The organism is Pantoea sp. CFCC18179 (genome assembly GCF_059412405.1).
Window position 1 is genome coordinate 561,838 of the sequence record NZ_JBNBPM010000002.1, and the last position, 12,281, is coordinate 574,118.

The following is a 12,281-nucleotide window of genomic DNA, read 5'->3' on the forward strand; positions in this document are numbered from 1 at the left end:
ATGCGGATTAACGCACGCTGGATAGGCGCGCTGCTGCTGAGTACCGTAGCGCTGAATGCCTTTGCCGATGTCGATAGCGGTTGGCAACCTATCAAAGAAACTATTCGTAAAAGTGACCACGATCCGCGCAGTTATCAGGCGATCACATTAAGCAACGGCATGACGGTTCTGCTGGTTTCGGATGCTGATGCACCAAAATCACTGGCAGCACTGACGTTACCTATCGGTTCGCTGGATGATCCCAATCAGCAATTGGGACTGGCGCATTATCTCGAACACATGGTGTTGATGGGCTCAAAGCTCTATCCACAGCCCGACAATCTTGCCGAATTTCTGAAAAAACACGGCGGTAGCCATAACGCCAGCACCGCTTCGTATCGCACCGCGTTCTATCTGGAAGTGGAGAACGATGCGCTGCAACCGGCGGTGGATCGTCTGGCGGATGCGATTGCTGAACCGTTGCTCGATCCGGTTAATGCCGATCGTGAACGTCATGCGGTCAATGCCGAATTGACCATGGCGCGCTCGCGTGATGGCTTGCGTATGGCGCAAGTCGGTGCGGAAACCCTCAATCCCGCGCATCCTGGTTCGCGCTATTCAGGCGGTAACCTTGATACGTTGAGTGACAAACCGGACAGCAAACTGCATCAGGCGCTGACTGATTTTTATCATAGCCACTACTCAGCCAATCTGATGAAGGCGGTGATCTACAGCAACAAACCGCTGCCGAAAATGGCGGATATTGCGGCGAAAACCTTTGGCCGCGTGGCCAATAGCCAAACCAAAGTGCCGGAGATTGAAGTCCCGGTGGTGACCGATGCGCAGAAAGGCATCATCATCCATTACGTACCCGCTCAGCCGCGCAAGCAGTTAAAAATTGAATTCCGCATCGCCAACAACAGCGACAAATTCCGCAGCAAAACCGATACGCTGATCAGCTACATTCTCGGCAATCGCAGCAAAAACACGTTGAATGATTGGCTGCAAAAACAAGGTTTGGCGGACGGTGTCAGTGCCGGGGCCGATCCAATGACCGAGCGCAACAGCGGCGTGTTTGCCATCAGCGTGTCGTTAACCGATAAAGGCCTGGCGCAGCGCGACGAAGTGGTGGCAGCGGTGTTTAGCTATCTCGACATGCTGCGCGATAAAGGCATCAGCCAGGATTACTTTGATGAAGTCTCACATGTATTGGCGCTGGATTTCCGTTATCCGTCGATCACACGTGACATGGATTACATCGAATGGTTAGTGGATACCATGCTGCGCGTGCCGGTCGAACACACGCTGGATGCGCCTTATCTCGCCGATCAGTTTGATCCCACCGCCATCAAATCTCGCCTTGATGAAATGACGCCGCAAAATGCGCGAATCTGGTATATCAGCCCGCAAGAGCCGCACAACAAAGAAGCCTATTTTGTCAATGCACCGTATCAGGTGGATAAAATCAGCGCCGCCCAGTTCAGCGATTGGCAGCAACGCGCTACACAGCTACACCTGTCGATGCCGACGCTGAATCCCTACATTCCTTCTGATTTCTCTATCATGCCTTCTGACGGCAAAAACTATCAGCACCCGATTGCGCTGACTAATGGCGATAGCATGCGCATCTATTGGATGCCAAGCCAGCTGTTCGCCAGCGAACCCAAAGCGGCGATTACGCTGGCGCTGCGCAACAAAGCGGCAATCAGCGATGCGCGTCAGCAGGTGCTGTTTGGTCTCAATGACTACCTTTCCAGCGTGGCGCTGGATGAACTGAACTCGCAGGCTTCTGTCGGCGGCATCAGTTTCTCTACCGGCGAAGATGATGGCATCGTATTTAGCGCCAGTGGCTTCACTCAGCGCTTGCCGGAATTGCTGAAAAAGCTGGTGGAAGGCTACGCCACCTTTACGCCGGATCAGCAGCAGCTAGAACAGGCCAAATCATGGTATCTGGATCGTCTGGAAGCGGCAGAAAAAGGCAAAGCCTTCGAGCAGGCGATTCAGCCGATGCAGATGCTGTCGCAACTGCCTTACACCCAGCGCGAAACCCGTCGCAATCTGGTGAAAGACATCACGCTGAAAGAGGTTACGGATTATCGTGATGCGCTGATTCATCATGCGACGCCGGAAATGATGGTAGTGGGGAATCTCTCTGCCGATCGCGTCAAAACGCTCGGCGGCGAGCTAAAGCAACAGTTGCAAAGCGATGGGCATGGCTACTGGCACAGCGATTATGTGGCGGTAGATAAAGCGATGAAAGCCAACCTGCAAAAAGCGGGTAGCAGCACCGATTCGGCATTGGCCGCGCTGTATGTGCCGCTGGGCTATGACGAGTACCAAAGCATGGCGAACAGCACCATGTTGAGCCAGATCGTGCAGCCATGGTTCTACAACCAGCTTCGTACCGAGGAACAACTCGGTTACGCGGTATTTGCTTATCAGATGCCGATTGGCCGTCAATGGGGCATCGGTTTCTTGCTGCAAAGTAACAGCAAGCAGCCAGCCTATTTGCTGCAACGCTTCCAGGCGTTCTATACGCAGGCGGAACAGCGTCTGCGCAGCATGAAAGCGGAAGATTTCGCCCAGTATCAACAGTCGCTGATCAATGATATGAAACAGCGCCCGCAAACGCTGGATGAAGAAGCAAACCGCTTCAATCGCGATTTTAAACGGCAGAATTTTGCCTTCGATACGCGTGAAAAAGCCATTGAGCAGATCCAGAAACTAACGCCTACTGGCTTGGCGGACTTCTTCCATCAGGCGGTGTTAAGCCAACAGGGCATGGCGATGATCTCGCAAATTGGCGGTAGCCATGATGGCGCCACCAAAGATGATTATGCGCAACTGCCGGGCTGGACCACGTGGGATGAAGTGCAGAAGTTACAACAATCCTTGCCTGTAAAGAGTGATGTGCAATGAGTCAACTACCTGAATCGCTCAATCCTTTGACGCTGCCGCTGCGCGGTGAACGTCTGATTGAGGCCTCCGCCGGAACAGGCAAAACCTTCACCATCGGTTTGCTCTACCTGCGTTTGCTGCTGGGCTTGGGTGGGCAAAATGCCTATTCTCGCCCGCTGTCGGTGGAGGAGATTCTGGTGGTGACCTTTACCGAGGCTGCCACCGCTGAATTGCGTGGGCGTATTCGTGCCAATATCCACGAGTTGCGGTTAGCATGCCTGCGCGGCGTCAGCAGTAACCCAATGCTGATGCAACTGCTGCAAGAGATCCCGCAGCCCGCTGATGCCGCTTCGTTGTTGCTGGCGGCGGAACGTCAGATGGATGAAGCGGCAATCTTCACCATTCACGGCTTCTGCCAGCGCATGCTGAATCTCAATGCGTTTGAGTCCGGCATGCTGTTTGAACAGCAATTAATCGAAGATGAACAACTGCTGCTGCGCCAGGCGACGGCAGATTTCTGGCGTCGACATTGCTATCCGCTGACGCTGGATGTCGCACGGGTGATTGTCAGTGAGTGGAGTGGTCCAGAACAACTGCTGGCAACGCTGCGCCCGTGGCTGCAAGGTGAATCGCCCAGCCTGCTTTTACCGCCTGGCGATAATGAAACCCTGGCATCACGTCACAGCGCAAACCTGGCGCGTATTGCCGCGATTAAAGCGCAATGGCAAGCGGTCGGTGACGACGTGTTGACGCTGGTTGGGCAATCCGATGTGGATAAGCGCAGCTACAGCAGTAAAAACTTGCCCGTTTGGGTTAGCAAAATCAGTTTCTGGGCACAAAGCGAAACGCATGATTATCAGGTGCCAGCTGAATTGGCGCGCTTTGGTCAACGCATGCTTGATGAGAAAACCAAAAAGGGCAATCCGCCGCAGCATGCCTTATTCGATGCTATCGATCGCTTTATTGCCCAGCCGTTATCGCTACGCGATCTGGTGATTGCGCGTGCGTTAGTGGACATTCGCGCTGCGGTACGGAAAGAGAAACGCCAGCAGGCGCTATTAGGTTTTGACGATTTGCTCAGTCGGCTGGACGAAGCGCTGCAACAGCCGAGCGGTGAACAATTGGCGCAAGCGATTCGCCAGCGTTTCCCGGTGGCGTTAATCGATGAGTTCCAGGATACCGATCCGCTGCAATACCGCATCTTCAGCACGCTGTATGTTAATCAACCGCAGCACGCGCTATTGCTGATTGGCGATCCCAAGCAGGCGATTTATGCCTTTCGCGGCGCGGATATTTTTACCTATATTCGCGCGCGTAATGAAGTTAGCGCCCACTATACGCTCGACACTAACTGGCGCTCCTCTCCTGCCATGGTGAATAGCGTTAATCAGCTGTTTACTCGCCTCGATGCACCGTTTTTATTCAGCGAAATTCCCTTCTTGCCGGTACAGTTCGCGCCGCCGAATCAGCTGCTTTCGCTGAGCATCGATCGGGTTGAACAAGCGGCATTGCGTTTCTGGTTACAGCCGGAAAGTTGCAGCGTGGCCGATTATCAACAGCGCATGGCGCAGCAATGTGCCGCGGATATCAGCCGCTGGCTGCAAGCCGGACAGCAACAGCGTGCCATGCTGGGCAAAGCCCTAGCGTTACGGCCGGTGCAAGCGTCTGACATCACGGTGCTGGTGCGCAGTCGCAATGAAGCCAACCTGATTCGTGAAGCGCTCAATCAACTGGGCATCCCGTCGGTCTATCTCTCCAACCGCGACAGCGTTTACACCACACCGGAAGCGCGTGAACTGCTGTGGTTGCTCCAGGCGGTATTAGCGCCAGAGCAAGAGCGCATGCTACGAACCGCGCTGGCAACGTCGCTGTTTGCTTTCGACGCCGCGCAACTTGATGCCCTGGATCAGGATGCACGCGGATGGGATGAACTGGTGGATACTTTTGCCCGCTGGCAACTGGTGTGGCAGCAGCGTGGCGTATTACCGATGCTGCGCGAAATGATGCTGGAGCGTCAGTTGGCGGAAAACTTGCTGGCATCGGAAAACGGCGAGCGACGCCTGACCGATTTGCTGCATCTCGGCGAACTGTTACAGGAAGCCGCGTCTCAACTCGACAGCCCGCATGCGTTGGTGCGTCATCTGGCACAGCAAATTGCACGGCCCGATAGCCAATCATCCAGCCAGCAATTGCGCCTCGAAAGCGACCGCCATCTGGTGCAAATCGTCACCATCCATAAATCCAAAGGGCTGCAATATCCGTTGGTGTGGCTGCCGTTTGCCGCCGGTTTTCGGGAAGCGGATACCGCGCTGTATCACGACCGCGAAAATTTTGACGCGGTGCTGGATCTGCAAGCCGACGAGGAGAGTTTGGCGCTGGCCGAGCAAGAGCGTCTGGCCGAAGATTTGCGCTTACTGTACGTGGCGCTGACGCGTTCGATCTATCACTGTAGCGTGGGCGTCGCGCCGCTGTTTCGTGGCACGCGCAAAAAAGAGGGCGAGAGCGATTTGCACAAAAGTGCGCTGGGTTACTTGCTACAACGTGGCGAAGCGGCGACATCAGAACAACTCGCCAGCTTACTCAACGAAATAGCTGCCAGCGACACCGATGTGGTGGTGGCGGACAATATTCAGGCTGAGCGTTGGCAGGTTGACGCAGTTGCGGACAGCCAGCTTGCTGCTCGCAGCATAACGCGTTTGTTGGCCGATCCATGGCGCGTCACCAGTTATTCTGGATTGCAGCAGCATGGCACGCATCGTGTGTTAGAGGTGATGCCCAATTTTGATGTTGAAGCGGCGGGCGAGGAGGATCGTGAAGATGATTTGCAGGCCGCGCTGACGCCACATCATTTTCCGCGCGGTGCGGCTCCCGGCACCTTCTTGCATGAACTGTTCGAATCACTGGATTTCCCGCAGCCGCCGTCAGACGAGACGTTGGCGCAGCATCTACAAAACAACGGTTATCCGCTGCACTGGCAGCCGATGCTCAGCGAGTGGATCGCCCGTGTCGTCAGCACACCGCTAAACGCAGAAGGTATTCATTTGGCAGGCGTGCAGCGCAGTGATTGCTTAGTGGAAATGGGATTTTATCTGCCGATTGATAATGTGCTGACGGCACGTGATTTGAGCGCGTTGATTGCCGAGGATGCATTGTCCGCACAGGCGCCGCCGCTGGATTTCCGTCAGGTGCAAGGCATGCTGAAAGGCTTTATCGATTTAGTGTTCCGCTGGCAGGGTAAATATTACTTGCTGGATTACAAATCTAACTGGCTCGGTGAAAGCCATGAAGCCTATACGCCTCAAGCCATGGCGCAAGCGATGATCGACCACCGCTACGATTTGCAGTATCAACTCTACACGCTGGCGCTACATCGTTATTTGAAACATCGCGTGCCGGATTACGATTATGAGCAGCATTTTGGCGGCGTCTTCTATCTGTTCCTGCGCGGCATGGATGGCAGCTCGCCGGACAATGGCGTGTTCCATACGCGACCCACGTTCGACTTCGTTTCACAACTGGATAGCCTGTTTCGCGGGCCAGGAGCCGCAGCGTGAGCGGGATGACGGCGTTATTAGCTCAGGCGGCTGAACTGCGATTGCTGCGATCGCTGGATATCCAATTTGCCCAACTTTTGGCGGATGATCAGCAGCCTGCGCGATTACTACTGGCGGCGTGTCTGAGTGCCGAAGCGGGCGACGGGCACGTCTGCTTGCCGCTGAAGCAATTGAGCCGCGACAATCTTTTTAATAGCCGCCATACGGAATTAGCCAATGCGATTTGGCAGGTGGCGGGAGCGCCGCAAGATTGGCAAGCCATCGTCAGTGGCTGGACAGCGCTCAGTACCGATGAACAGGCGGCACCGATTGTTATGAGTAACGGTCGTTTGTATTTACATCGACTGTGGCAAAACGAAGGTCAGGTGGCGCGTTTCTTCCAGTCTGCATCTGCGGTACAACATTTTGCGCCAGAAGACGTCAGGGCGGTGCTGGATCAGCTGTTTGGCACCGAGCCAGACAACTGGCAGAAAATCGCGGCGGCTGTGGCGCTGACGCAGAAAACCGCGGTGATTTCTGGCGGTCCCGGCACCGGGAAAACCACCACGGTGGCAAAACTGTTGGCGGCGCTGATTCGTCTTAGCCAAGGTGCATTGCGCATTCAATTAGCGGCGCCAACCGGAAAAGCGGCGGCGCGACTCACTGAATCATTGGGTAAAGCATTGCAAAAACTGCCGGTTAGCGAGGCAGAGCGCCAACGCTTTCCTACCGATGCCACCACTTTGCACCGCTTGCTTGGCGCACAGCCCGAAACGCAGCGATTGCGCTATCACGCAGGCAATCCATTGCATCTGGACGTGCTGGTGGTGGATGAAGCTTCCATGGTCGATCTCGGCATGATGGCAAATTTTATCGCGGCACTGCCGCCGCAGGCGCGGGTGATTTTCCTCGGTGACCGCGATCAGTTAGCGTCGGTAGAAGCTGGGGCGGTGCTGGGCGATATCTGTCGTTGCGCCGAAGCAGGTTACAGCGTGGCGCGCGCTGCGCAGTTGAGCGAGTTAACCGGCTGCACGGTGGAAGGTGTTGATGATGACAGCGCGCCAGCGGTGCGTGATGCGATTTGTCTGCTGCGTAAAAGTTATCGTTTTGATGCCAATTCCGGCATTGGCAAGCTGGCAACCGCGATAAACGCCGGTGATGCTAAAGCTGTCGACGCTGCATTTCAGGCCGGATTCAGTGATATCACACGCCAGCCGTTGAATGATGGCGATGCTTATCTAGCGATGTTGGCGGAGATTGCCGCAGGTTATCAGCCATTCCTGAAGCTGATTAGTCAGCGCGCCGATCCGGCGGAGATCATCGCGGCGTTTGGTCGTTATCAGTTGTTGTGCGCCTTGCGTGAGGGCCCGTTTGGGGTGCAGGGATTGAATCAGCGCATTGAGCAAAAGTTGATTCAACTGCAATTGATTCGTCGTCCAACGGGCGGCAGTCGCTGGTATCAAGGTCGTCCGGTGATGGTGACACGCAATGACAATGCGCTTGGCCTGTTTAACGGTGATATCGGCATTACGTTGTTCGATGATGAAGGCCTGCTTAAAGTCTTTTTCCCGTTGCCAGATGGCAGCATCAAGGCGGTGCAGCCAAGCCGTCTACCGACGCACGATACCGCATGGGCGATGACGGTGCACAAATCGCAAGGTTCGGAGTTTGATCACACCGCGCTGGTGCTGCCCGCGCAATTCCTGCCGGTGCTGACACGTGAATTGATCTACACCGCGATTACCCGTGCGCGTAAGCAGTTGACGTTATATAGCGATGAAAGCGTATTCCGTCGCGCGGTGCAGTTACGTACGCAGCGTCGCAGCGGATTGCTGGAGCGGTTGGGCGGGGAGTGATTGTTGGCAATTCCGTGCGGTTTTCAGCCAGGTCACCATAAATGGCGACCTTACGTCCAAGATGTTGTAGGGTCGCCATTCATGGCGACCACATACATCAGGCGTTAACCCAAATCGGCCATCAGCACTTTTGAGCGGCGCTGATAGTTGTACATCTGCTTCTTGCTTTCAGGCAGCGACTCAATATCCACCGGTGTAAATCCGCGCTCCTGGAACCAGTGAATACTGCGCGTGGTCAACACGAACAGCTTCTTCAAGCCCATCTGACGTGCCTGGAGCGCCACGCGATCCAACAACAGCTCGCCGCGTGAAGAACTGCGGTAATCCGGATGTACGGCAACGCACGCCATCTCACCAATCAACTCATCCGGGAACGGATAAAGCGCCGCACAGGCGATGGTCAAATTATCGCGTTGGATGATGGTAAACTTATCGATCTCCATCTCCAGTTGCTCACGTGAACGACGCACCAAAATACCTTGCTGTTCCAGCGGACGAATCAGTTCCAGAATGCCACCGATATCGTTGATGTTGGCACGGCGAATCTGTTCAGCGGACTCCATCACAATCTGCGTACCGATACCGTCGCGCGAGAACAACTCTTGCAGCAACGCGCCATCTTCCTGATAGCTGATTAAATGGCTGCGACGCACGCCGCTGCGGCAGGCTTTCACCGCACCACGCAGGAAACGAACTGTGCCGGAGAGGAAATCACCATCGCTTTCCATTTCGTCGATGCGCGCTTGCGCTTCGTTCGGGAACAGCTCGGAGATAATGTTGCCATCGCGATCGGTTACGCCTTGCTCAGAGCAAAAGCCGATCATTTTCTCGGCCTTCAACTTAATCGCTAACTGCGTCGCCACTTCTTCCGAGGTCAGGTTAAAGCTCTCGCCGGTCACTGAAACGGCCACCGGGCCGAGCAACACAATCGCATCGTTATCCAGTTGACGATGAATCGCCTCTTCATCAATACGGCGGATACGGCCGCTGTGACAATAATCCACGCCATCATCGACACCCAGCGGCTGCGCGATAATGAAGTTGCCGCTGACCACATTAATATGTGCGCCTTGCAGCGGCGTATTGTTGAGGCTCATCGACAGACGCGCGGTGATGTCCAGCTGCAAACGACCCGCCGCTTGCTTCACCAGTTCCAGCGACTGTGCATCAGTCACACGGGTGTGTTTGTGGTAAATCGGTTCCAGATTTTGCTGGGCCATGCTGGCATCGATCTGCGGACGTGCGCCGTAGACCACCACTAAGCGAATGCCGAGGCTATGCAATAGGCCAATATCATTTACGATGCTAGAGAAGTTCTCATGCTCGATGGCTTCACCACCCAGCATGATGACAAAGGTCTTGTCACGGTGGGTATTTATATAGGGAACGGTATGACGAAAACCCTGAACCAGCTCTGTACTACGTTCCTTCACGGCAAACCCTCTATGCATGTTTATTCGTAATTTTCGTATTTTTATGCTCTTTTGCCGATTAATGCAAGCGTCGGACCTGACGTTACTTTACGATTTTCCTGATGCAACCCACGCTAACAGCCTGCATTATCTGGTTTTTCCGGCAAGACAAGACATTCCTGATTGAATAAAGTTTTCGCCTTCTGGTCATCAAATGACGATATTTTAGACAAAGCACAGCAGTTGGAGCGGCATGTCCGAAGCTTTTACACGACGACGATTATTACAAGGCGCAGGCGCATTATGGCTGCTTAGCGTCACGCGCACCGGGATGGCAGCTAGCCAGCATATTGTGGCGGTGCGCATCTGGCCATCATCGACTTACTCCCGCGTTACTCTGGAATCCAACGTTCCTCTCAAGTACAAGCAGTTCACGCTGAGTAATCCTAATCGGCTGGTGATTGATATCGAAAATATGCACATTAATCCGGTACTGAAAGGTGTCGATAAATTGGTGCGTGTTGACGATCCCTACATTAAAACCGCGCGTGTCGGCCAATTCGACGCCAATACCGTGCGTATCGTGCTGGAACTGAAGCGCAGTATTACGCCGAAGACCTTCACGCTGGCGCCTGTCGCGGGCATCAAGCATCGATTAGTGGTCGATCTCTATCCGAGCCAAAAGTCGCAGGAAGAGGATCCCTTACTGGCATTACTGCAGGATTACAATCAGGGCGATCTGGAGCGCGATCAGCCGGTGCAAGCCGCGTTACCTGGTAAAGCGGGGCGCGATCGACCGATTATCATCATGATCGATCCCGGTCATGGCGGGGAAGATCCCGGCGCGCACGGCAAAAACAAAACGCGTGAGAAAGATATTGTGCTGAAGATTGGTCGCTATCTAAAGGCGCTGATCGACAAAGAACGCAACATGAAAGCCTATATGACGCGCAACGAGGATGTGTTTATTCCGCTGCGCGTGCGGGTGGCGAAAGCGCGTAAACAGCGTGCTGATCTGTTTATCTCGATTCACGCCGATGCCTTTACCAGCCGGGCTGCGCGTGGTTCATCGGTGTTTGCGCTTTCAACCAGCGGCGCGACCTCAGCGGCAGCACGCTTCCTTGCCCAGACGCAGAATGAAGCCGATTTGATTGGCGGCGTCAGTATGAGCGGCGATCGCTACCTCGATCACACCATGTTCGATATGGTGCAGCGCCAAACCATTAGCGACAGTTTGAAGTTTGGCAAAGAGGTGCTGACGCGCATGGGGCGCATCAATCATCTGCACAAACGCACGGTAGATCAGGCGGGATTTGCAGTATTAAAAGCGCCGGATATACCGTCCATCCTGGTGGAAACCGCGTTTATTAGTAACGTGGAAGAGGAGCGCAAATTGCGCACACCGCGCTATCAGCATGAAGTGGCTGAGGCGATTCTGCATGGCATTAAGGCGTATTTTGATAAGGGCGCGGCGCTGGCGCATCGATAAGAGGAAAAGTGGCAGCAATGCCGCTTTTTTCCGAACAGCAGAAACAAAAAAACACCCGTTAAGGTGTTTAAATGATTGGTTGCGGGGGCCGGATTCGAACCGACGACCTTCGGGTTATGAGCCCGACGAGCTACCAGGCTGCTCCACCCCGCGTCCGATTGACGCATTTCGCGACACTTTACTTCCCATCCATTCTTCTTAAGACAATTGGTTGCGGGGGCCGGATTCGAACCGACGACCTTCGGGTTATGAGCCCGACGAGCTACCAGGCTGCTCCACCCCGCGTCCGATTGACGCATTTCGCGACACTTTACTTCCCATCCATTCTTCTTAAGACAATTGGTTGCGGGGGCCGGATTCGAACCGACGACCTTCGGGTTATGAGCCCGACGAGCTACCAGGCTGCTCCACCCCGCGTCCGATTGACGCATTTCGCGACACTTTACTTCCCATCCATTCTTCTTAAGACAATTGGTTGCGGGGGCCGGATTCGAACCGACGACCTTCGGGTTATGAGCCCGACGAGCTACCAGGCTGCTCCACCCCGCGTCCGATTGACGCATTTCGCGACACTTTACTTCCCATCCATTCTTCTTAAGACAATTGGTTGCGGGGGCCGGATTCGAACCGACGACCTTCGGGTTATGAGCCCGACGAGCTACCAGGCTGCTCCACCCCGCGTCCGATTGACGCATTTCGCGACACTTTACTTCCCATCCATTCTTCTTAAGACAATTGGTTGCGGGGGCCGGATTCGAACCGACGACCTTCGGGTTATGAGCCCGACGAGCTACCAGGCTGCTCCACCCCGCGTCCGATTGACGCATTTCGCGACACTTTACTTCCCATCCATTCTTCTTAAGACAATTGGTTGCGGGGGCCGGATTCGAACCGACGACCTTCGGGTTATGAGCCCGACGAGCTACCAGGCTGCTCCACCCCGCGTCCGTGGATGCGCACTATACTCTCGGCGCGCTGTGATGCAACCCCTTTTTGAGACAAAGCTTCAAATTTACAGTCAGTTGGTGAACAAACCCACCATTCGCTTATTTATTATACAGATGTGAGCAAGGCCGCGAGCGACGGATTTCATTCTCTGCGCCCCTTTGCTATC

The 12,281-nt window shown here is 54.6% G+C and carries 5 protein-coding genes and 7 tRNA genes; 4 read left to right on the plus strand and 8 right to left on the minus strand.

Annotated features, from left to right (window positions below):
- From ptrA to recD, 3 genes are read left to right on the plus strand one after another with little or no spacing between them, the layout of a single operon-like run.
- Positions 1-2,898, plus strand: a complete 2,898-nt coding sequence (gene ptrA / locus ACPUC7_RS07100) for a pitrilysin (RefSeq protein WP_494922314.1) — start codon at positions 1-3, stop codon at positions 2,896-2,898.
- Positions 2,895-6,431: an exodeoxyribonuclease V subunit beta gene (gene recB / locus ACPUC7_RS07105; protein ID WP_494922315.1), complete on the plus strand. Its 3,537-nt coding sequence runs from the start codon at positions 2,895-2,897 to the stop codon at positions 6,429-6,431. The genes ptrA and recB overlap by 4 nt, the downstream gene beginning before the upstream one ends.
- Positions 6,428-8,266, plus strand: a complete 1,839-nt coding sequence (recD, locus tag ACPUC7_RS07110) for an exodeoxyribonuclease V subunit alpha (RefSeq protein ID WP_494922316.1) — start codon at positions 6,428-6,430, stop codon at positions 8,264-8,266. Before recB ends, recD begins: the two co-directional genes overlap by 4 nt.
- Positions 8,267-8,370: 104 nt before the next feature.
- Here recD and argA read toward each other — a convergent pair whose 3' ends face one another.
- Positions 8,371-9,717, minus strand: a complete 1,347-nt coding sequence (argA, locus tag ACPUC7_RS07115; protein ID WP_494922317.1) for an amino-acid N-acetyltransferase — start codon at positions 9,715-9,717, stop codon at positions 8,371-8,373.
- Positions 9,718-9,931: 214 nt separating this feature from the next.
- Here argA and amiC point away from each other — a divergent pair, with 214 nt between their 5' ends.
- On the plus strand, positions 9,932-11,167 hold the full coding sequence (gene amiC / locus ACPUC7_RS07120; RefSeq protein WP_494922318.1) for an N-acetylmuramoyl-L-alanine amidase AmiC: 1,236 nt from the start codon (positions 9,932-9,934) through the stop codon (positions 11,165-11,167).
- Between the two features lie 76 nt (positions 11,168-11,243).
- Here the strand turns inward: amiC and ACPUC7_RS07125 are convergent.
- From ACPUC7_RS07125 to ACPUC7_RS07155, 7 genes are all read right to left on the minus strand, one after another.
- Positions 11,244-11,320 (minus strand) — tRNA-Met (locus tag ACPUC7_RS07125).
- Between the two features lie 55 nt (positions 11,321-11,375).
- Positions 11,376-11,452: transfer RNA gene (locus ACPUC7_RS07130), tRNA-Met, on the minus strand.
- 55 nt (positions 11,453-11,507) lie between these two features.
- Positions 11,508-11,584: transfer RNA gene (locus ACPUC7_RS07135), tRNA-Met, on the minus strand.
- 55 nt (positions 11,585-11,639) lie between these two features.
- Positions 11,640-11,716 (minus strand) — tRNA-Met (locus tag ACPUC7_RS07140).
- Positions 11,717-11,771: 55 nt separating this feature from the next.
- A tRNA-Met gene (locus ACPUC7_RS07145) sits at positions 11,772-11,848 on the minus strand.
- A gap of 55 nt (positions 11,849-11,903) precedes the next feature.
- Positions 11,904-11,980: transfer RNA gene (locus tag ACPUC7_RS07150), tRNA-Met, on the minus strand.
- Positions 11,981-12,035: 55 nt separating this feature from the next.
- A tRNA-Met gene (locus tag ACPUC7_RS07155) sits at positions 12,036-12,112 on the minus strand.
- Positions 12,113-12,281: the final 169 nt, after the last annotated feature.

Excerpts from the sequence above, each read along its gene's own strand:
- ptrA (WP_494922314.1), top strand. The coding sequence starts at position 1 with ATGCGGATTAACGCACGCTGGATAGGCGCGCTGCTGCTGAGTACCGTA.
- recB (WP_494922315.1), top strand. The coding sequence starts at position 2,895 with ATGAGTCAACTACCTGAATCGCTCAATCCTTTGACGCTGCCGCTGCGC.
- argA (WP_494922317.1), bottom strand. The coding sequence starts at position 9,717 with ATGCATAGAGGGTTTGCCGTGAAGGAACGTAGTACAGAGCTGGTTCAG.
- amiC (WP_494922318.1), top strand. The coding sequence starts at position 9,932 with ATGTCCGAAGCTTTTACACGACGACGATTATTACAAGGCGCAGGCGCA.